We start from the raw sequence: 20,721 nt of genomic DNA on the forward strand, positions 1-20,721 counted from the left end.
TATCTCCTGGTACCACAGTAAGGCCCCGCTATTTTGCGCGCTATTTACAACTGTTCCATGTCAGAAAAATATAGATAAATACGACTCGCCAGATGAAGTGAAGTTCATTTCAACTGGCTGCCGATCGTCAAAAGAACCGCATATCATTAATGATAATATCTAGCAGTAACGCTAGTCACCTTGGGCCTTTATGCGGGTATTTCCACCGAAAGTGCCTTTCCTTGCTCGTAATGGTACGCCAATGCGTGCGCCAATGCGGCCTTGGCCCCCTTCTCTCCGTGAACCAACAGCACCCTTTCAGGCCACTGTTGCATTCCGGTGACGAAATCCACTAGGCCTTTTTGGTCGGCGTGGGCCGAGTTGATTTCGTACATCTCTCCATCAAGATCAATCATCGCAAAGCCTTCGACGCCCTCGCTGGCCTGAATGTTCGCATACGGAGCGCCCCCAGCCTGATAGCCCACGAATAGCAATTGATACCGCGGGTCGCCGAGCATGGCCTTGAGGTAGTTGTTGATTCGCCCGCCTGAGCAAATACCGTTGCCTGCAATGAAGATAGCAGGCCTGCCGGTGCTCGCCAGGTAGTTGACGGTTTTCTGGTGCTCAATATGGCTGTCGAAGGTGATCAGTTGCCTGAAGCGCGTAGGTTTTCGCCCCTTGCTATGGCGTTGTTCGGCCTTATCGTTCCAGAAGTCGTTGAGCTCACGGTAGGCCTGGGTGAATCGGCTGGCCAGGGGCGAGTCAAGGTGATGCGCAGTTGTGGCCAATCGATGTACAGCTCTTACGGCGCTACCGCTCGCCCGTGCAAGGCTCGGCAGGCAGTAGCGCCTTGCGATGGAGGATGTCTTCGATTTCGTAGAGCAGTTCTTGGGTACGGCCGGCACTGAATGCCGGAATGAGGAAGGTGCCATGGTCAGCCAAGGCCTGATCTGTTGCCTGCTCGAGCCGTTGCTGGCGGTGAGTGTGGTCTTCATGCAGGCGGTCGCCGTAGATACTTTCCAGCACCAGGATGTCGGCGCGCTCTGGCGATTTAGGCGGATGCAACAACGGTGTGTGGGCCGCACCAAGGTCTCCGGAGAACACAACGCGCTTGCTGGTCGCGGCTTTCGGGTAGTCGATATCACACTCGATGCAAGCAGCCCCCTGCACATGCCCCGCACGCTGAAGGCAGATATTGCAGAGCAGCTCCGGGGAACTGATGAGCGCATGCCATTGGTCGTAAGCCACGGCAATGATGGCTTCCTCTACGTGCTTGAGGCAGTGGTCTACCGTGTTCTGGTCAAGTGTAACGCCGAGTTTGAATGTATCTTCCAACACCAGCGGCAACTGCCTGGCAGAAGGCTGGCTGCAGATGATCAGGCCATTGAAACCCGGGGCGAGCAGTTAGGGAATACACCCTACATGGTCGATGTGAACATGGCTGATCAACAGGGCCTCGATGCCCTCGACCGGGAAGTCGACTTCAAGGCTGGCGGCAGGGCTCGGCTTGTCACCCTGAAACAGGCCGCAATGGATCAGCAGGCTGTGGGCAACATTAAGATGAAGCTGGTGACAGGAGCCGGTTACGCCTTGGGTGGCGCCGCGGTGTGTAATAGCGGGAAAAACCATACGAGCCCGTTCAATGCGTGTTTATGGAGCGCTATTACTCCACAGAATCGTGCGGGCACGTTGCCAGAATCTGAGGGGACAGTTGTAGGAAAAGTCCTATTTTTTAGTGCTCTCCATTACTCCGCTAGCTGAAATCGGGCTGACCTCAGACACTGGAGCGGCGAACACGGCCTTTGACGCGCAGGGCAATGTACATTCCCAACAGTGGGCCTACAGCGAGCCCCATCAATAGCGCAACCAGCACAATCACCGCAACGGGCAACGCCGGCGCAGCCCACCCAAACAGCACCAATGCCACCGACTGCTGGTTCTCCAGCACAAACAGCAGCACCACCGCCGCAACGGCCAGCACCACCAGCGCCAGCACTACACGCTTGAGGTTACGCATGACTTGCTCCTTGCTCAGCGGCCATCATGCGCCCTCCTCCTCATCGTTGACCCGATCACGCAACTCTTTACCGGGCTTGAAATGCGGCACGAACTTGCCGTCCAGACTCACCGACTGCCCCGTCTTCGGGTTACGACCCAGGCGCGGCGCCCGGTAATGCAGCGAGAAGCTGCCAAAGCCGCGGATCTCGATTCGATCCCCTGTAGCCAGGCACTGGGACATCTGCTCAAGCATGGTCTTGATGGCCAACTCCACATCCTTCGATGAAAGCAGCCCTTGATGGGTGACAATACGTTCGATCAGCTCCGACTTCGTCATATTTTTCCCTTCTTTATCAAGCAGCTAGATCATTGCTTACTCTGTTTGTAGCACGCCCTAGCTGATTTGAACAGGGTGGTTCTTGACTTAATAAAATTTTCAAGATTTGCACACAAGGGTGACAAGTGAGTGCCGCTGCCCGCAGGTGAGGCGGGGCAAGGGATTGGCGCATTTGCTTCGCCCTGACGTGGACGAATCCGCCCTGGCGGAACACAGGAAGGCATGGGACCCCCTGCAGACTCATCCGCAAACAGACATGAATCGCAGGCACAAAAAAGGGCGACCGAAGTCGCCCTTTTTAATGATCAAGCAGAACTCAGTTCTGTTTGGCCATTGCTTCGCGCAGCAGTGCAGCCATGGTGGTATCGGCGGCAGCTTCCGGAGCGGCTTTCAGGCTCTGGATTGCTTCTTTCTCTTCAGCATCGTCTTTCGACTTGATGGAGAGGTTGATTACGCGGCTCTTGCGGTCAACGCTGATGATCTTGGCTTCAACTTCTTCGCCTTCCTTCAGGACGTTACGCGCGTCTTCAACGCGGTCACGGCTGATTTCGGAAGCTTTCAGAGTGGCTTCGATATCGTCGGCCAGGGTGATGATAGCGCCCTTGGCGTCAACTTCTTTAACGATACCTTTTACGATAGCGCCTTTGTCGTTGACAGCAACGTAGTTGGAGAACGGATCGTCTTCCAGCTGCTTGATACCCAGGGAGATACGCTCGCGCTCTGGGTCAACCGACAGGATGACGGTGTCCAGCTCGTCGCCCTTCTTGAAGCGACGTACGGCTTCTTCGCCAACTTCGTTCCAGGAGATGTCGGACAGGTGAACCAGACCGTCGATGCCGCCGTCCAGACCAATGAAGATACCGAAATCGGTGATCGACTTGATGGTGCCGGAGATCTTGTCGCCCTTGTTGAACTGGCCAGAGAAGTCTTCCCATGGGTTCGACTTGCACTGCTTGATGCCCAGGGAGATACGACGACGCTCTTCGTCGATGTCCAGAACCATGACTTCCACTTCGTCGCCGACTTGTACGACTTTCGAAGGGTGGATGTTCTTGTTGGTCCAGTCCATTTCGGAAACGTGTACCAGGCCTTCCACGCCTTCTTCCAGCTCTGCGAAGCAGCCGTAGTCGGTCAGGTTGGTGACGCGCGCCATGACGCGGGTGCTTTCTGGGTAACGTGCCTTGATAGCAACCCATGGGTCTTCGCCCAGTTGCTTCAGGCCCAGCGAAACGCGGTTACGCTCACGATCGTACTTCAGTACCTTGACGTCGATCTCGTCGCCAACGTTGACGATTTCCGACGGGTGCTTGATACGCTTCCAGGCCATGTCGGTGATGTGCAGCAGGCCATCAACGCCGCCCAGGTCAACGAATGCGCCGTAGTCGGTGAGGTTCTTGACGATACCTTTGACTTGCTGGCCTTCCTGCAGCGATTCCAGCAGAGCTTCGCGCTCGGCGCTGTTTTCGGCTTCCAGGACACTGCGACGGGAAACGACAACGTTGTTGCGCTTCTGGTCCAGCTTGATGACCTTGAATTCCAGCTCTTTGCCTTCGAGGTGGGTGGTGTCGCGCACAGGGCGGACATCAACCAGGGAGCCCGGCAGGAACGCACGGATACCGTTAACGTCGACAGTGAAGCCGCCTTTAACCTTACCGTTGATAACGCCCTTGACCACTTCTTCGGCGGCGAAAGCTGCTTCCAGAACAATCCAGCACTCGGCGCGCTTGGCTTTTTCACGGGACAGCTTGGTTTCGCCAAAGCCGTCTTCGACCGCGTCCAGCGCAACGTGAACTTCGTCACCGACCTTGATGGTCAGCTCGCCAGCTTCGTTGTAGAACTGCTCGAGCGGGATGACGCCCTCGGACTTCAGACCGGCGTGGACAGTAACCCAGTCACCGTCGATATCGACAACGATACCGGTGATGATCGCACCTGGTTGAAGGTTGAGGGTTTTCAGGCTTTCTTCAAAGAGTTCTGCAAAGCTTTCGCTCATTTTAATTCCTGTAGATTAGGGCGAGACATACGCCCATCAGCCACATTCCAGACAATGTGGGTTTCGTTCATATAAAGGGAAAGCCTGCAGGACGTTGACTGGTGCCCCTGCATGCCGCCCTGTATCAGGCGATATCGCGAAGTGCGATCTCGCTTCTGATGCGTTGCAACACCTGTTCGATGGACAATTCCGTGGAATCCAGCTGGATTGCATCGGCCGCCGGCTTGAGCGGGGCCACTGCGCGCTGGGTGTCGCGCTCATCACGCGCACGTATCTCATCTAGCAGACTCGACAGACTAACATCATCGCCCTTGCCCTTCAACTGCAAGTAACGACGACGCGCCCGTTCCTCGGCGCTGGCCGTGAGGAAAATCTTCAAGGGCGCGCCTGGAAACACCACCGTCCCCATGTCGCGCCCATCAGCGATCAGGCCGGGCGACTCCTGAAACGCCCGCTGGCGCTGCAGCAGCGCATCACGCACCGCCGGCAGCGAAGCCACCATCGATGCGCCAGCGCCCACGGTTTCGGTACGGATCACATTGCTCACATCATCCCCCTCGAGGATGATCTGCTGCAACTTGCCCGGCTCGGCGGCGATGAATTGCACGTCCAGATGGGCGGCCAGCTTGACCAGCAGTTCTTCATTGGTCAGGTCGACACCGTGGTTGCCGGCGGCGAATGCCAGGAGGCGGTACAGAGCCCCGGAATCCAGCAGCTTCCAGCCCAGCTCGCGGGCCAGCATGCCGGCAACGGTACCCTTGCCAGAACCGCTAGGCCCGTCGATGGTGATGACCGGTGCCAGCGCGTTCACGACTTGCCCTCTTCAGCTACGCGGATGCCGACTTCGGCACACAGCGCGAGGAAGTTGGGGAACGAGGTGGCGACGTTGGCACAGTCATGGATGCGAATCGGCGCGCAAGCGCGCAGCGAGGCGACGCTGAAGGCCATGGAGATACGGTGGTCGCCATGCCCATGCACTTCGCCACCACCGATGCTGCCGCCGTCGATGATGATGCCGTCCGGGGTAGGTTCGCACTTCACGCCCAGCGCCAGCAGGCCGTCGGCCATGACCTGGATGCGATCCGACTCCTTCACCCGCAGCTCTTCGGCGCCGCGCAGCACGGTACGCCCTTCGGCACAGGCCGCAGCCACGAACAGCACCGGGAACTCGTCGATCGCCAGGGGCACCAGGTGCTCCGGAATCTCGATACCCTTGAGCCTGGCGCCGCGCACTCGCAGGTCGGCCACCGGCTCGCCGCCGACTTCACGCTGGTTTTCCAGGGTGATATCGCCGCCCATCAGCTGCAGAATGTCGATGACACCAGTGCGGGTCGGGTTGATGCCGACGTGCTCCAGTACCAGCTCCGAACCCTCGGCAATCGAGGCCGCGACCAGGAAGAAGGCCGCCGAGGAGATATCGGCCGGCACCTCGATGTGGGTGGCGGTCAGCTTGCCACCGGACTCCAGCGAGGCGGTAGGGCCATCGACGCTCACGCTGTAGCCAAAACCGCGCAGCATGCGCTCGGTATGGTCACGGGTAGGCGCAGGCTCGGTGACAGTAGTCTTGCCCTGGGCATACAGGCCGGCCAGCAACAGGCAGGATTTGACCTGGGCACTGGCCATCGGCAGTTTGTAATCCAGCGCCTTGAGCGTATGGCCACCGCGGATGGTCATCGGCGGGCGGCCCTCGGCGGCGGTCTCGATGACCGCACCCATTTCGCGCAGCGGGTTGGCCACACGGTTCATCGGGCGCTTGGACAGCGAAGCATCGCCGGTCAGCACGGTGTCGAACGGCTGCGCGGCCAGCAGGCCGGACAGCAGGCGCATCGAGGTACCCGAGTTGCCCAGGTAGATCGGGCCAGGCGGCGGCTTGAGGCCATTGAGCCCCACCCCGTGAATGGTCACGCGACCATGGTGCGGGCCTTCGATGACCACGCCCATGTCGCGGAACGCCTGCAGGGTCGCCAGCGCATCCTCACCCTCGAGGAAGCCTTCCACCTCGGTGGTGCCTTCGGCCAGGGAGCCGAGCATGATCGAGCGGTGGGAAATCGATTTGTCGCCTGGTACGCGAATACGGCCGGACAGGCGGCCACCAGGTTGTGCCAGGAAAATCAGGTCGTTGGAGTTCATAGCGTCCACATAGGCCCGACGGGCCAGGATTTTACTGAAATGCTCGCGGGCAACCCGGGCGCGGGTGAAAACGCCCAGCAGCTGGTGCCCATCCCCTGCATCGACCGCGTCGCGCAAGGCGTCGAGGTCGCTGCGAAATGTATCCAGTGTGCGCAGGACAGCCTCGCGATTGGCGAGGAAGATGTCATGCCACATGACCGGGTCGCTTCCGGCGATTCTTGTGAAATCGCGGAACCCACCGGCAGCGTAACGGAAGATATCGAGGTTTTCATTGCGCTTGGCCAGCGAATCGACCAGGCCGAAAGCCAGCAGATGCGGCAGATGACTGGTTGCCGCCAGCACTTCGTCGTGGCGCTCCACCTGCATGTGCTCGACATCGGCATCCAGTGCACGCCACAGGCGATCGACCAGCGCCAGGGCGGCCGGGTCGGTTTCTGCCAGCGGCGTGAGAATCACCTTGTGACGACGGAACAGGGCGGCATTGGAGGCCTCCACCCCACTCTGCTCGGAGCCCGCGATCGGATGGCCAGGCACGAAACGCGGCAGTTTCTCGGCAAAGGCTTCGCGCGCAGCACGCACCACGTTGCCCTTGGCGCTGCCCACATCAGTCAGCACCGCCGCACCCAGGTCAAGCTGCGCCAGGCGCGCCAGGAGCTTTTCCATGGCCAGGATCGGCACCGCCAGCTGGATCACGTCAGCCCCGACACAGGCCGCAGCCAGGTCCTCTTCACAACGGTCGACCACACCCAGCTCGACCGCCAGCTTGCGCGACTGCGGGTCCAGGTCGACACCGACCACCTCGCGGCACAGGCCACTTTCGCGCAGGCCCTTGGCGAACGAGCCGCCAATCAGGCCCAGGCCCACCACCACCAGCCGGCCAATGACGGGCCCGCCTTGCTTTACGACTTCAACCACGGAGCAGGACCCTGTTCAGAACATCACGCATTGGCATACCTCAGAGCACCGCCTTCGGATACGAGCCCAGTACCTTCAGGGCCACCGCCTCCTGGCTGATCTGCTCCAGCACCGCCTTGATCAACGGGTCACGATGGTGGCCGACGAAGTCGATGAAGAACACGTAGGTCCACTTGCCGCTGCGCGACGGACGGGTCTCGATGCGGGTCAGGTCGATGCCGTTCTCGTGGAACGGTACCAGCAGTTCGTGCAGCGCACCCGGCTTGTTGCTCATCGAAACGATGATCGAGGTCTTGTCATCACCGGTCGGCGGCACTTCCTGGTTGCCGATCATCAGGAAGCGCGTGGCATTGTCCGGACGGTCTTCGATTTTCTCCGCCAGGCGTGTCAGACCGTACAGGCCGGCCGCCATGTCACCGGCGATCGCCGCCGAATTCCACTCGCCCTTGACCCGCTTGGCAGCTTCGGCATTGCTCGATACCGCCACCCGCTCGACGTTCGGATAATGAGCATCCAGCCACTTGCGGCACTGGGCCAGCGACTGGGCGTGGGAGTAGATACGGCTGATGCTGTCGGTCTTGGTATTCTCGCCCACCAGCAGGTGGTGGTGAATGCGCAGCTCGACTTCGCCGCAGATCACCATGTCGTGCTCGAGGAAGCTGTCCAGGGTGTGGTTGACCGCACCTTCGGTGGAGTTTTCCACAGGCACCACGCCGAAATTGACCGCGCCGGCGACCACTTCGCGGAATACCTCGTCGATGGCCGCCATCGGCTTGCTGATCACGGCATGGCCAAAGTGCTTCATGGCTGCGGCCTGGGTAAAGGTGCCCTCAGGCCCCAGGTAGGCGACCTTGAGCGGTTGCTCCAGGGCCAGGCACGACGACATGATTTCACGGAACAGCCGGGCCATTTCCTCGTTGCCCAGCGGGCCCTTGTTGCGCTCCATCACGCGCTTGAGCACCTGCGCCTCGCGCTCGGGCCGGTAGAACACCGGCACCTCGCCTTCTGCCAGGGTCGCAGTCTTGACCCGGGCGACTTCCTGGGCGCAGCGCGCACGGTCGCTGATCAACTCGAGGATCTTCTCGTCGAGGCTGTCGATGCGCACGCGCAGGGCCTTGAGTTCCTGTTCGGACATCAGGCGTGTTCCTTCTCGAATTCACCCATGTAGGCCACCAGTGCCTCCACGGCATCCAGGCCCAGGGCGTTGTAGATCGAGGCACGCATGCCGCCCACCGAACGGTGACCCTTGAGGTTGAGCAGGCCACGCTCGTCGGCGCCCGCCAGGAACGCCTTGTCCAGGCGCTCGTCGGCCAGGCGGAACGGCACGTTCATCCAGGAACGGGCATTGCTGCTGATCGGGTTGGTATAGAAGTCGCTCTTGTCGATGAAGCCGTACAGGCGGTCCTTCTTGGCGCGGTTGCGCTGCTCCATGGCAGCGACACCGCCCTGCTCCTTGAGCCACTCGAACACCAGGCCCGAGAGGTACCAGGAATAGGTTGCCGGGGTGTTGTACATCGAGCCGTTGTCGGCCGCGACCTTGTAGTCGAGCATGGTCGGGCAACTGCTGCGGGCACGGCCCAGCAGGTCTTCACGCACGATCACCACCACCAGGCCGCTGGGGCCGATGTTCTTCTGCGCACCGGCGTAGATCAGACCGAACTGCGACACGTCGACCGGACGCGAGAGGATGTCCGAGGACATGTCCACCACCAGCGGCACGTCACCGGTCTGCGGCACCCAGTCGAATTCCAGACCACCGATGGTCTCGTTCGAGGCGTAATGCAGGTAGGCGGCGTCCTTGGTCAGGTTCCACTCGTTCTGACCCGGGATGGCCAGGTAATCGTAAGGCTTGGCGCTGGCGGCGACATTGATGTTGCCATAGCGACGCGCTTCCTCGATCGCCTTTTTCGACCAGATGCCGGTCTCGATGTAGTCGGCCGTACCGCCCTCGGGCAGCAGGTTCAACGGGATCTCGGCAAACTGCTGGCTGGCGCCGCCCTGCAGGAACAGCACCTTGTAGTTGGAGGGGATGGACATCAGGTCGCGCAGGTCCTGCTCGGCCTTCTCGGCAATGGCCACGTAGTCGTCGCTACGGTGGCTCATCTCCATGACCGACAGGCCTTTGCCGCGCCAGTTCAGCATTTCTGCCTGGGCACGCTGTAGCACAGCTTCAGGAAGCGCAGCAGGGCCTGCGCAGAAGTTAAAGGCTCGTTTGCTCACATCCACTCTCGCTCTGCTCTTGATGTCTGTGGGAGCAGACACCGCAGTGGCGGGCCTGCCCGCCCCCACAGCCGCTCCCATAGGTTGCGCTACTACAATTTATTCCTGCGGCGTCTCTTCGTCAGCTGCAGCGTCCAGTGGCGACCCTTCGCCGGCGTCCACGTCAGCCTCGGCATCCGCCACGAAGTCTTCGTCGTCTTCCTCGTCGGACGGCTCCTGCACCCGCTCCAGACCCACCAGGGTCTCGTCGCTGGCCAGCTTGATGAGCGTCACGCCCTGGGTATTGCGGCCCAGGCTGGAGACTTCGCCGACACGGGTACGCACCAGGGTGCCCTGGTCGGAAATCAGCATGATCTCCTCGCCTTCCTGCACCTGTACCGCACCCACCAGACGGCCGTTGCGATCGTTGCTGACCATGGCGATGACGCCCTGGCCACCACGCTTGTACTCGGGGAACTCGGCGATGGCGGTACGCTTGCCGAAACCACGCTCGGAAGCGGTGAGGATCTGGCTGCCTTCTTCGGGGATGATCATCGAAATCAGCTTCTGCCCCTCGGCCAGGCGCATGCCGCGCACACCGCGGGCGGTACGCCCCATGGCACGCACGTCGGACTCCTTGAAGCGGGTGACCTTGCCGGCATCGGAGAACAGCATGACCTCGCGCTCACCATCGGTGATGGAGGCGGAAATCAGGATGTCGCCTTCGTCCAGCTCCAGCGCGATCAGGCCGACACTGCGCTGACGACTGAACTGCTCCAGCGGGGTCTTCTTCACGGTGCCGTTGGCGGTGGCCATGAAGATGAAGTGACCTTCGGTGTATTCCTCCACCGGCAGCATGGTGGTGATGACCTCGCCCTCGCCCAGCGGCAGCAGGTTCACCAGCGGACGGCCACGTGCGGCACGCGACGCCTCGGGGATTTCGTAGGTCTTGAGCCAGTACACCTTGCCCTTGCTGGAGAACAGCAGCAGCGTGGTGTGGCTGTTGGCGACCAGCAGGTGCGAGATGTAGTCCTCGTCCTTGACGCCGGTGGCCGACTTGCCCTTGCCGCCACGGCGCTGGGCCTGGTAGGCCGCCAGCGGCTGGGTCTTGGCGTAGCCGCCGTGGGAGATGGTCACCACGCGGTCCTCTTCCGGGATCATGTCACCCAGGGTCAGGTCCAGGCGTGCATCGAGAATCTCGGTGCGGCGCACGTCGCCATATTCGGCGCGGATCAGCTCCAGCTCTTCGCGGATCACTTCCATCAAGCGCTCGGCGTTGTTCAGGATGCGAATCAGCTCGCCGATCTGCTTGAGAATCTCCTGGTACTCGGCCAGCAGCTTCTCGTGCTCCAGGCCGGTCAGGCGGTGCAGGCGCAGGTCCAGGATGGCCTGGGCCTGTTCGGGCGAAAGGTAGTACTTGCCATCACGCAGGCCGTACTGCTCGTCGAGGGTTTCCGGGCGGCAGGAATCGGCGCCGGCGCGCTCGACCATCACCTGCACGGCGCTGGACTCCCACGGCGTGCCGATCAGCGCTTCCTTGGCCTCGGACGGCGTCGGCGAAGCCTTGATCAGGGCGATGACCGGGTCGATGTTGGACAGTGCGACCGCCTGGCCCTCGAGGATATGACCGCGTTCACGGGCCTTGCGCAGCTCGAACACGGTACGGCGGGTGACCACCTCGCGGCGGTGACGCACGAACGCCTCGAGCAGGTCCTTGAGGTTCAGCACCCGCGGACGGCCGTCGATCAGCGCCACGATGTTGATGCCGAACACGGCCTGCAGCTGGGTCTGGGCATAGAGGTTGTTGAGGATCACCTCCGGCACTTCGCCACGGCGCAGCTCGATGACGATGCGCATGCCGTCCTTGTCGGACTCGTCGCGCAGCTCGGTGATGCCCTCGAGTTTCTTTTCCTTGACCAGCTCGGCGATCTTCTCGATCAGCCGCGCCTTGTTCAGCTGGTACGGCAGCTCGGTGATCACGATCTGCTGGCGGCCACCGACCTTGTCGATGTCCTCGACCGTCGAGCGGGCACGCATGTAGATGCGCCCGCGACCGGTGCGGTAGGCCTCGATGATGCCCTGGCGACCGTTGATGATCGCGGCAGTCGGGAAGTCCGGCCCCGGAATGAACTGCATCAGCTCATCGACCGTGATGTCGGCGTTGTCGATCAGCGCCAGGCAACCGTCGATGACTTCACCGAGGTTGTGCGGCGGAATGTTGGTCGCCATGCCCACGGCGATACCGCTGGAGCCGTTGACCAGCAGGTTCGGGATCTTGGTCGGCATGACCGCCGGAATCTGCTCGGTGCCGTCGTAGTTGGGCACCCAGTCGACGGTTTCCTTGTGCAGGTCTGCCAGCAGCTCGTGCGCCAGCTTGGTCATGCGCACTTCGGTGTATCGCATGGCCGCGGCATTGTCGCCGTCCACCGAACCGAAGTTGCCCTGGCCGTCCACCAGCAGGTAGCGCAGCGAGAACGGCTGGGCCATACGGACGATGGTGTCGTAGACCGCAGTATCACCGTGGGGGTGATACTTACCGATCACGTCACCGACCACACGGGCGGATTTCTTGTACGGTTTGTTCCAGTCGTTACCCAGTTCACTCATCGCAAACAGAACGCGGCGATGCACGGGCTTCAAGCCATCACGCGCATCGGGCAGTGCACGCCCGACAATGACGCTCATCGCGTAGTCGAGGTAGGACTGTCTCAGTTCGTCTTCGATATTGACCGGTAGGATTTCTTTGGCCAGTTCGCCCATGAGAAGCCTGATTCCTTTTTCTGGTGAAACCTCGTCACATCCATATGGGACGAACGAAGCTCGCCGCTGCAAGCAGATGACCGGCAGCGACTTACGACAAATCAACGAGTTATGCCATGGATCTGCGCAGTAAAGACCGCCTCGGGAGGCGGTCTTGGAAACCGTCGGATGTTACCACAGTCCCGATAGGCTTGGGAGTATGGCAAACCGCCGCCGGATCTGAGGTCGGCTTGCCGGCAAAGGGCGCGGCGCGGACCTCAATGCAACCGCTTGCGGCACATCAACTGCGCCATCTTGGCCGCGTCCGGACGCTCGACGATGCCCTTTTCGGTCACGATCACGTCGATCAGGTCTGCCGGCGTCACATCGAACACCGGATTGAAGGCCTCTACCCCGGCCCCGACCCGTTCGCCGCCCACCTCCAGCAGCTCGCTGACATCCCGCTCCTCCAGCGCCACCTCCTCGCCACTGGCCAGGTTGAGGTCGATGCTCGAACTGGGCGCCACCACCATGAAGCGAACCCCATGGTGCATGGCATTGACCGCCAGCTGGTAGGTGCCGATCTTGCTGACCACGTCGCCATTGGCAGTGATGCGGTCGGCGCCGACGATCACCCAGGTGATGCCCTTGGTCTTCATCAGGTGTGCGGCGGCGGAATCGACGCCAATGGTCACCGGCACCCCTTCGCCGGCAAGCTCCCAGGCGGTCAGCCGCGACCCTTGCAGCCAGGGCCGGGTCTCGGCCACGTACACCCGCTCCACCATGCCTTCCAGGTACGCGGCGCGAATCACCCCCAGCGCAGTGCCGAACCCGCCCGTGGCCAGCGCGCCGGCATTGCAGTGGGTGAGGATGGCCTGCTCGCTGCCCTGGTGCCTGCGGATCAGCTCGGCGCCCAGTTGGGCCATGGTCAGGTTGGCTTCACGGTCGCTTTCGTGGATGGCCTCGGCTTCGGCCAGCATGATCGCCAGCACGTCATCCCCGGCCTTTATCCGCAACAGCCGCTCGCGCATGCGGTTCAGTGCCCAGAACAGGTTGACGGCGGTGGGACGGGCTTCGCCCAGCAGCTCGAAGTCCTCTTCCAGAGCCATTTCCCAGTCATCGCCATCCGCCAGGCGCTGGCGCAGCGCCATCACCAGGCCATAGGCCGCACTGATGCCGATGGCCGGGGCGCCGCGCACCACCATGGTGCGGATGGCCTCGGCCACCCCGACGGCATCGTTATACGCCAGCCAGCGCTGCTCGAACGGCAGCGCACGCTGGTCGAGCAGATACAGGGCACCATCCCGCCAATCGATGGCCGTCACCTTCTCCGCAGCCAACAGTCGATCGCGCATGCCTCACCCCGTCATTCGGACATCAAAAGCGCACGATTATAACGAGCCCCAGCCGCGGACGCTCGGGTATACTTCGCCCCCACCTTCCGCGATACCGGGATTTTCGCACATGCCCAAGCCTGCCCCTCCCCTCGACCTGTTGCTCCTGCCCTCGTGGCTGGTGCCCGTCGAACCGGCCGGGGTGGTTCTCAAGGGCCACGGCATCGGTATCCGCGACGGCCTTATCGCCTTCATCGGCCCGCGCGAAGACGCCCTGCGCCTGCAGGCCACCGAGGTGCGCGAGCTGCCCGGCTGCCTGCTCGCCCCCGGCCTGATCAACGCCCACGGCCACGCCGCGATGACGCTGTTTCGCGGCCTGGCCGACGACCTGCCGCTGATGACCTGGCTGCAGGAGCACATCTGGCCCGCCGAAGCCCGCTGGGTCGATGAAGCCTTCGTGCGTGACGGCACCAACCTGGCCATTGCCGAACAGCTCAAGGGTGGCATCACCTGCTTCTCGGACATGTACTTCTTCCCCAAGATCGCCAGCGAATGCGTGCACGACAGCGGCATGCGCGCGCAGATCGCAGTGCCGTTGCTGGACTTCCCGATTCCCGGCGCCCGCACCTTCGACGAAGGCCTGCACTTGGGCGTGGAGCTGTTCGGCGACCTGCGCCACCATCCGCGCATCACCGTGGCCCTGGGCCCGCACGCACCGTACACGGTCAGCGACGCCAACCTGGAAAAGGTCCGGGTGATCGCCGAAGAGCTGGACGCGCCGGTGCACATGCACCTGCACGAGACCGCCTTCGAGGTGCAGCAGTCCATCGACCAGTGCGGCGAGCGGCCATTGGCGCGCCTGGCACGCATCGGCCTGCTGGGCCCGCGCCTGCAGGCCGTGCACATGACCCAGGTCAGCGACGACGACCTGGCCCTGCTGGTAGAAAGCAACACCAGCGTGGTGCACTGCCCTGAATCCAACCTCAAGCTGGCCAGCGGCTTCTGCCCGGTGGAACGCCTGTGGCAGGCTGGCGTCAACGTAGCCATAGGCACCGATGGCGCCGCCAGCAACAACGACCTCGACCTGCTGGGCGAAACCCGTACCGCGGCCCTGCTGGCCAAGGCCGTGTCAGGTTCGGCCAGCGCCCTGGATGCCCATCGCGCATTGCGCATGGCAACCCTCAACGGCGCCCGCGCCCTGGGCCTGGAGGCCGTAACCGGCTCGCTGGAGCTGGGCAAGGCTGCCGACCTGGTGGCATTCGACCTGTCGGGCCTGGCCCAGCAGCCGATCTACGACCCGGTCTCGCAACTGGTGTATGCCAGCGGGCGGGACTGCGCAAGACACGTCTGGGTGGCCGGCCGGCAACTGCTCGATGAGCGCCGCCTCACCCGGCTCGACGAACAGGCCCTGCATGCCAGCGCCTGTGGCTGGGGCCAGCGTATCGGCGGCCAGCACGAATAACCCGTCGGCAGCCACGGCTGCCGACCTGTAGCGAATTATCAAAGTTTCTGAGGACCGTTCCATGAGCAACGTCGACCACGCCGAAATCGCCAAATTCGAAGCCCTGGCCCACCGCTGGTGGGACCGCGAAAGCGAATTCAAGCCACTGCACGACATCAATCCGCTGCGGGTCAACTGGGTCGACGAGCGGGTCAAGCTGGCCGGCAAGAAAGTGCTCGACGTCGGTTGCGGCGGCGGCATTCTCAGCGAGGCCATGGCCCTGCGGGGTGCCACCGTCACCGGCATCGACATGGGTGAAGCGCCGCTGGCCGTCGCCCGCCTGCACCAGCTGGAGTCCGGCGTCGAGGTGGAGTACCGGCAGATCACCGCCGAAGCCCTGGCCGAGGAAATGCCCGAGCAGTTCGACGTGGTCACCTGCCTGGAGATGCTCGAGCACGTACCCGACCCCTCCTCGGTGATCCGCGCCTGCTACCGCATGGTCAAGCCCGGCGGCCAGGTATTCTTCTCCACCATCAACCGCAACCCCAAGGCCTACCTGTTCGCCATCATCGGTGCGGAATACATCATGAAGCTGCTGCCGCGCGGCACCCATGACTTCAAGAAATTCATCCGACCGTCCGAACTGGGCGCCTGGAGCCGCGAAGCGGGCCTGAGCGTCAAGGACATCATCGGCCTGACCTACAACCCGCTGGCCAAGCACTACAAACTGGCCAGCGACGTCGACGTCAACTACATGATCCAGACCCTGCGCGAGGAATGAGCATGCGTTTGCGAGCAGTACTTTTCGACATGGACGGCACCCTGCTCGACACGGCGCCGGATTTCATCGCCATCTGCCAGGCCATGCTGGCCGACCGCAGCCTGCCGGCAATCGACGATGAACGGATTCGCGAGGTGATTTCCGGTGGCGCCCGAGCCATGGTCGCCGCCGCGTTCGCGATGAGCCCCGAAGCCCCCGAGTTCGAGGCGCTGCGCCTGGAATTCCTCGAGCGCTACCAGAAGGATTGCGCGGTGCACAGCAAGCTGTTCGACGGCATGGCCGAGCTGCTGGCCGACATCGAAAAAGGCAACCTGCTGTGGGGCGTGGTCACCAACAAGCCGGTACGCTTCGCCGAGCCGATCATGCAGCAGCTGGGCCTGGCCGAGCGTTCGTCGCTGCTGATCTGTCCGGATCACGTGAAGAACAGCAAGCCCGACCCCGAGCCGCTGATCCTGGCCTGCAAGACCCTGAACCTGGACCCGGCCAGCGTGCTGTTCGTGGGTGACGACCTGCGCGACATCGAGTCGGGCCGCGACGCCGGCACCCGCACCGCAGCGGTGCGCTACGGCTATATTCATCCAGAGGACAACCCCAACAACTGGGGCGCGGACGTGGTGGTCGATCATCCGCTGGACCTGCGCAAGGTGCTCGACAGCGCCCTGTGCGGCTGCTGATCGCCGACACCCGCCAAAAGCTTCGCCGGCACAGCCGGCTCCTGCAACACCGCATCGATTTGTAGGAGCCGGCCGTGCCGGCGAATGCCTCACCACGATCTCGAGGGAATCCCATGTTCGACTACACCGCCCGCCCCGGCCTGCTCAACGGCCGGGTCATCCTGGTCACCGGCGCCGGTCGCGGCATCGGCGCCGCTGCTGCCAAGGCCTACGCCGCCCATGGCGCCACGGTACTGCTGCTGGGCAAGACCGAAGCCAACCTCAACGAGGTGCACGACCAGATCACCGCAGCCGGCCATCCGGCACCGGTGGTCGTGCCCTTCAACCTCGAAACCGCCCTGCCCCATCAGTACGATGAGCTGGCAGTGATGGTGGAAAACGAATTCGGTCGTCTCGACGGGTTGCTGCACAACGCCTCCATCATCGGCCCGCGCACCCCACTGGAGCAGTTGTCGGGCGAAAACTTCATGCGCGTCATGCACATCAACGTCAACGCCATGTTCATGCTCACCAGCACCCTGCTGCCGCTGCTCAAGCTGTCGGAGGATGCCTCGGTGGTGTTCACCTCCAGCAGCGTCGGGCGCAAGGGCCGGGCCTACTGGGGTGCCTATGGCGTATCGAAATTCGCCACCGAAGGCCTGATGCAGACCCTCGCCGACGAGCTGGAGAACGTTGCCCCCGTGCGCGCCAACAGCGTCAACCCGGGCGCCACACGCACCAGCATGCGCGCCCAGGCCTACCCTGCCGAGGCACCGGAGAACAACCCGCTGCCCGAGCAGATCATGCCGGTCTACCTCTACCTGATGGGCCCGGACAGCAAGGGCATCAACGGCCAGGCGCTCAACGCACAGTAGCCCTCAGGCACCGACCAGGGCCGAGCGCGACCGGGCAGTGGAGCCCGGCTCGGCCTGTGGGGACTGCTCCAGCTGCAGACAGCGCTCCAGAAACAGGTACATGTAGTCGTAGCTCTTGCAGATCGCACGACGCAGCTGGGTCTGCAGCGCCTGTGGTGGGTTGTTGCCCGCCAGCGTGCAGATGATCTCCAACGCCTCCCAAGGGTGCTCGTCGTCATACTGCGCGTGCATCCTCAGCCATTTCATGGCGCGTTTGCGCCCGCTTTCGGGAAAGCCGTTGGCGTAGGTATCCGTCGAACACACCAGCGCCGACCATTCCCCCACCGCGCCTTCGATCGCATAGTTGGTCGCGGCCATGGCCACGATCAGCGAATCGGCCGCACAGGTATGCCAGCACCAGTCACTCAGCGCCTGCAACTCGGTCGGCACGTTCTGCTCGTTCAGATCGTCCAGGCTGACCCCGTGCGCCTGGGCCCAGTGCACCCAGTAGTCGGCATGGTTGAGCTCGACACGGATATTGCGCATCAGCCAGCGACGCGCCATGTCTTCCCCCGGGTGGCGGGCAAAACTGGTCTTGGCCAGGTTCTGCGCCATGTGAACCGAAAACTGTTCGACTACCGGCCAGCCGCCGATCAGATACTGGCGCAGGGTGCGCTGGCTCAGCTTGCCGTCGCGCAGGCGGTGATAGATTTCATGCTCTACCACCCGCTGCTTGCTCGCACTGCAATCCTCGATCAGTTTCTGAGCCCAGCGTGGGTAACTTTGCGCGTCCATCAATGGACCCACTCGCTCAAATGCATCAATCACTGTCATATCCCTACATCCTTGTGATTTGAAGTGAACGCTCAGCGAAACGTCCCCGGCGTCCTGAACAGCAAGGGTCGCGAACGGATACGCCGGCGTTGCAAGCTTTCACAGGTGAACACCTGCGGCCGCTCGATCAGGTAGCCCTGGGCGTAATCGACACCAATTTCATGCAGCGCCTGTTCGATCAGGGGCGTCTCGACAAACTCGGCAATGGTGCGCTTGCCCATGACGTGGCCAATATGGTTGATCACTTCGACCATAGCCCGGTTAATCGGATCGTCAAGCATGTCCTTGACGAAACTCCCGTCGATTTTCAGGAAGTCCACGGGCAGGTGTTTGAGGTAGGCAAACGACGACATCCCGGCGCAGAAGTCGTCCAGCGAAAAGTGGCAACCCAGCCCTTTCAATTCGTTGATGAAACGGATGGCGCTGCCCAGGTTGGCAATCGCACTGGTTTCGGTGATCTCGAAACAGATCATTTCAGGCGGTATGGCGTACTCGACGAACTGGCGCTGCAGATAATCCAGAAACTTGTCATCGCCGATGCTGCTGCCCGACAGGTTGATGGCGCACATTGCCAATGGCCCCTTCCGCCCCTCATCCAGAGCCTGGCGAATCACCTTGAACACTCTGTTCACCACCCAGCGATCCAGGGCCGTCATGAGCCCATAGCGTTCGGCGGCCGGGATGAAGCTGTCGGGCAGGATGATGCGCCCGCTCTCATCATGCAGGCGCAGCAGTATTTCCAGATGACCGGCATCCGACTCACCGGCCGCCAGTGGCGCGATTTCCTGGGCATACAGGCAGAAGCGGTCTTCCTCCAGGGCGATGTGCAGGCGTTGGATCCAGGCCATCTCGCCAAAGCGCATGGACAGCTCGGTGTCGTCGGGGTGGTACACCTGCACCCGGTTGCGCCCCTTCTCCTTGGCCATGTAGCACGCCATGTCGGCCGCACGCAGCGAGGCCTCCAGCGTATGGGGTGCCAGTTGCAGGTGGACCAGCCCCACGCTCACGGTGGTCATGAACGGGCGCCCCTTCCACACGAAGTGCAGGCTCTGCACGGTCTGGCGCAGATTCTCGGCAATGCGCTCGGCCTGCTCGGGCAGGCAGTTCTCCAGCAGGATACCGAACTCGTCGCCGCCCAGGCGCGCCAGGGTATCGCCCTCGCGAACGCCCGCCTGCAGCACCGCGCAAATGTGACGCAGCAATTCGTCGCCCGCCGCATGGCCACAGGTGTCGTTGACCAGCTTGAACTGATCCAGGTCCAGAAACAGCAGGGTGTGGCGCGCCGCCTGGCGGCCCAAGTCGCCCAGCGCCAGCTCCAGCCGGTATTCGAATTCGCGCCGGTTGGCCAGCCCGGTGAGGGCATCATGGGTGGCCTGCCACGACAGGTTGGCGATGTACTGGCGCTCCTGGGTCATGTCGTGCAGCACCAGCACGATGCCGCTGACCTGACCGTCACTGATGATCGGCGAGCCCACCAGGGCCACCGACACCGTGCTGCCGTCCAGCCGCTGGATCAGCTTGGCGTGCTCGCTGCCGCCCTTGAGGGTACCGCTCAGAATGCGCTCGGTAAGGGACAGGCTGTCTTTTTCGGCGTTGTCGTCCAGCAGGCTGAACAGCGCCGCCAGCGGCAGGCCCTGGGCCTGTCCGGCGCTCCAGTGGGTCAACTGCTCGGCGGCAGGGTTCATGTAGGCGATACAGCCCTCGACATCGGTGGTGATCACCCCATCGCCAATCGACTGCAAGGTGATCTGCGCCCGATCCTTCTCCACCTGCAGGGCACTGGCAAAGGCCTGGCGCTGCGCCAGCAGCTTGTGCGTGCGCAGGCAGGCCAGCGCAATCAGAAACAGTGCCGTGGCCAGGTTGACCACCAGCAGCAGGCGCAACAGCATGCGCGATCCTTCGCCCAGGGCATCGCTGAACGCCATGGCGGCGGGGGTTACCGCCTCGTTGATCGCGGCGATCTCACCCTTCCAGGCTGCAACCCGCTGCGCAGTGACATTCCCGGTGACGATACCCTGGTGGATCCGGTTGGCCAGCGCATCCAGCTGCTGCAGGTAGTCGTCCCCCACCGACCAGCGTTCGATGGCGCGTTCCATGTAACTGACATGACGGAAATTCAGGTAGAGCCAGATGACGCTGTCGATGTCATCCGGGTGGTTGCCGCCCCTGAGGATGCCCTGGCGCGCAGCGGCCAGGTCCAGGGGCTTGGCATCCAGCGCGGTGCGCAGCTGGTGACCACCCTGGGGGATGGCGATGGCCTGCCGGTACTTCTGGTAGGCCGCCTCGTCGCGGCTGTCGGTATACAGGCTCAGGAAGTAGATGGCGTCCTTCTGCCCCTTGGACCACAGACTCTCGCCCGCCACGTAACCGCGCACGGCCGACAAGGCATAGAGGCTGATGCCCCCCAGCAAGGCCTGGAACAGTACGACCGCCACAAAAGGCCAGATGATGCCCAACAACCTGGGCGCTTCGAGAGTCCGTTTCTGCTTCATGAGGTCCCTTGCAGCAATGCGCAGCCCGATGAGTCTCATCCT

17 protein-coding genes are annotated in these 20,721 nt (G+C 62.5%); 5 read left to right on the top strand and 12 right to left on the bottom strand.

All coding sequences use genetic code 11. The features are described 5' to 3' along the window. Nucleotides 1-188: 188 nt before the first annotated feature. Nucleotides 189-767, bottom strand: coding sequence for an MBL fold metallo-hydrolase RNA specificity domain-containing protein (locus DN388_RS25330; protein WP_303626972.1), 579 nt, complete (start codon nucleotides 765-767; stop codon nucleotides 189-191). A 67-nt stretch (nucleotides 768-834) separates the two neighbouring features. Here DN388_RS25330 and DN388_RS25335 point away from each other — a divergent pair, with 67 nt between their 5' ends. Then, nucleotides 835-1,740 (top strand): hypothetical protein, encoded by a 906-nt coding sequence (locus tag DN388_RS25335; RefSeq protein ID WP_303626973.1) that lies wholly within the window; start codon nucleotides 835-837, stop codon nucleotides 1,738-1,740. 13 nt (nucleotides 1,741-1,753) lie between these two features. On the opposite strand, the gene DN388_RS00800 is transcribed toward DN388_RS25335, so the two are convergent. From DN388_RS00800 to mtnA, 9 genes are all read right to left on the bottom strand, one after another. Then, on the bottom strand, nucleotides 1,754-1,996 hold the full coding sequence (locus DN388_RS00800) for a lipopolysaccharide assembly protein LapA domain-containing protein (RefSeq protein ID WP_058541036.1): 243 nt from the start codon (nucleotides 1,994-1,996) through the stop codon (nucleotides 1,754-1,756). Nucleotides 1,997-2,020: 24 nt separating this feature from the next. Beyond that, nucleotides 2,021-2,314 carry an integration host factor subunit beta gene (gene ihfB, locus DN388_RS00805; protein ID WP_043862681.1) on the bottom strand — a complete coding sequence of 98 codons (294 nt, stop codon included), beginning with the start codon at nucleotides 2,312-2,314 and terminating at the stop codon, nucleotides 2,021-2,023. A 316-nt stretch (nucleotides 2,315-2,630) separates the two neighbouring features. Then, a complete protein-coding gene (rpsA, locus tag DN388_RS00810; RefSeq protein ID WP_043862680.1) occupies nucleotides 2,631-4,307 on the bottom strand; it encodes a 30S ribosomal protein S1 in 1,677 nt (558 codons plus the stop codon). Nucleotides 4,308-4,431: 124 nt separating this feature from the next. Continuing rightward, nucleotides 4,432-5,118 carry a (d)CMP kinase gene (cmk, locus tag DN388_RS00815; RefSeq protein ID WP_078479772.1) on the bottom strand — a complete coding sequence of 229 codons (687 nt, stop codon included), beginning with the start codon at nucleotides 5,116-5,118 and terminating at the stop codon, nucleotides 4,432-4,434. Beyond that, nucleotides 5,115-7,352: a bifunctional prephenate dehydrogenase/3-phosphoshikimate 1-carboxyvinyltransferase gene (locus DN388_RS00820; RefSeq protein WP_043862678.1), complete on the bottom strand. Its 2,238-nt coding sequence runs from the start codon at nucleotides 7,350-7,352 to the stop codon at nucleotides 5,115-5,117. Before DN388_RS00820 ends, cmk begins: the two co-directional genes overlap by 4 nt. A gap of 40 nt (nucleotides 7,353-7,392) precedes the next feature. After that, nucleotides 7,393-8,487, bottom strand: coding sequence for a prephenate dehydratase (gene pheA, locus DN388_RS00825; RefSeq protein WP_043862677.1), 1,095 nt, complete (start codon nucleotides 8,485-8,487; stop codon nucleotides 7,393-7,395). Then, on the bottom strand, nucleotides 8,487-9,572 hold the full coding sequence (gene serC, locus DN388_RS00830) for a 3-phosphoserine/phosphohydroxythreonine transaminase (RefSeq protein WP_043862751.1): 1,086 nt from the start codon (nucleotides 9,570-9,572) through the stop codon (nucleotides 8,487-8,489). Before serC ends, pheA begins: the two co-directional genes overlap by 1 nt. 99 nt (nucleotides 9,573-9,671) lie before the next feature. Continuing rightward, nucleotides 9,672-12,311 carry a DNA gyrase subunit A gene (gyrA, locus tag DN388_RS00835; RefSeq protein ID WP_054915857.1) on the bottom strand — a complete coding sequence of 880 codons (2,640 nt, stop codon included), beginning with the start codon at nucleotides 12,309-12,311 and terminating at the stop codon, nucleotides 9,672-9,674. A 257-nt stretch (nucleotides 12,312-12,568) separates the two neighbouring features. Beyond that, nucleotides 12,569-13,645, bottom strand: a complete 1,077-nt coding sequence (gene mtnA, locus DN388_RS00840; RefSeq protein ID WP_254996385.1) for an S-methyl-5-thioribose-1-phosphate isomerase — start codon at nucleotides 13,643-13,645, stop codon at nucleotides 12,569-12,571. Nucleotides 13,646-13,754: 109 nt separating this feature from the next. On the opposite strand from mtnA, the gene DN388_RS00845 reads away from it, so the two are divergent. From DN388_RS00845 to DN388_RS00860, 4 genes are all read left to right on the top strand, one after another. Next, nucleotides 13,755-15,086 carry a TRZ/ATZ family hydrolase gene (locus tag DN388_RS00845; RefSeq protein WP_254996388.1) on the top strand — a complete coding sequence of 444 codons (1,332 nt, stop codon included), beginning with the start codon at nucleotides 13,755-13,757 and terminating at the stop codon, nucleotides 15,084-15,086. Between the two features lie 61 nt (nucleotides 15,087-15,147). After that, entirely contained in the window at nucleotides 15,148-15,846 is a 699-nt protein-coding gene (ubiG, locus tag DN388_RS00850; RefSeq protein ID WP_254996390.1) for a bifunctional 2-polyprenyl-6-hydroxyphenol methylase/3-demethylubiquinol 3-O-methyltransferase UbiG, read from the top strand. A gap of 2 nt (nucleotides 15,847-15,848) precedes the next feature. Beyond that, complete coding sequence (mupP, locus tag DN388_RS00855; protein ID WP_043862672.1) at nucleotides 15,849-16,520, top strand: N-acetylmuramic acid 6-phosphate phosphatase MupP; 672 nt, start codon at nucleotides 15,849-15,851, stop codon at nucleotides 16,518-16,520. A 113-nt stretch (nucleotides 16,521-16,633) separates the two neighbouring features. Next, nucleotides 16,634-17,374 carry a YciK family oxidoreductase gene (locus DN388_RS00860; RefSeq protein WP_054915860.1) on the top strand — a complete coding sequence of 247 codons (741 nt, stop codon included), beginning with the start codon at nucleotides 16,634-16,636 and terminating at the stop codon, nucleotides 17,372-17,374. A gap of 3 nt (nucleotides 17,375-17,377) precedes the next feature. Here DN388_RS00860 and DN388_RS00865 read toward each other — a convergent pair whose 3' ends face one another. Both DN388_RS00865 and DN388_RS00870 read right to left on the bottom strand, forming a co-directional pair. After that, nucleotides 17,378-18,181, bottom strand: coding sequence for an iron-containing redox enzyme family protein (locus tag DN388_RS00865; protein ID WP_254996394.1), 804 nt, complete (start codon nucleotides 18,179-18,181; stop codon nucleotides 17,378-17,380). Between the two features lie 38 nt (nucleotides 18,182-18,219). Then, nucleotides 18,220-20,679: an EAL domain-containing protein gene (locus DN388_RS00870; RefSeq protein WP_043862670.1), complete on the bottom strand. Its 2,460-nt coding sequence runs from the start codon at nucleotides 20,677-20,679 to the stop codon at nucleotides 18,220-18,222. Nucleotides 20,680-20,721: the final 42 nt, after the last annotated feature.

Source organism: Pseudomonas sp. S12(2018) (assembly GCF_024355235.1).
GTDB lineage: Bacteria > Pseudomonadota > Gammaproteobacteria > Pseudomonadales > Pseudomonadaceae > Aquipseudomonas > Aquipseudomonas palmensis.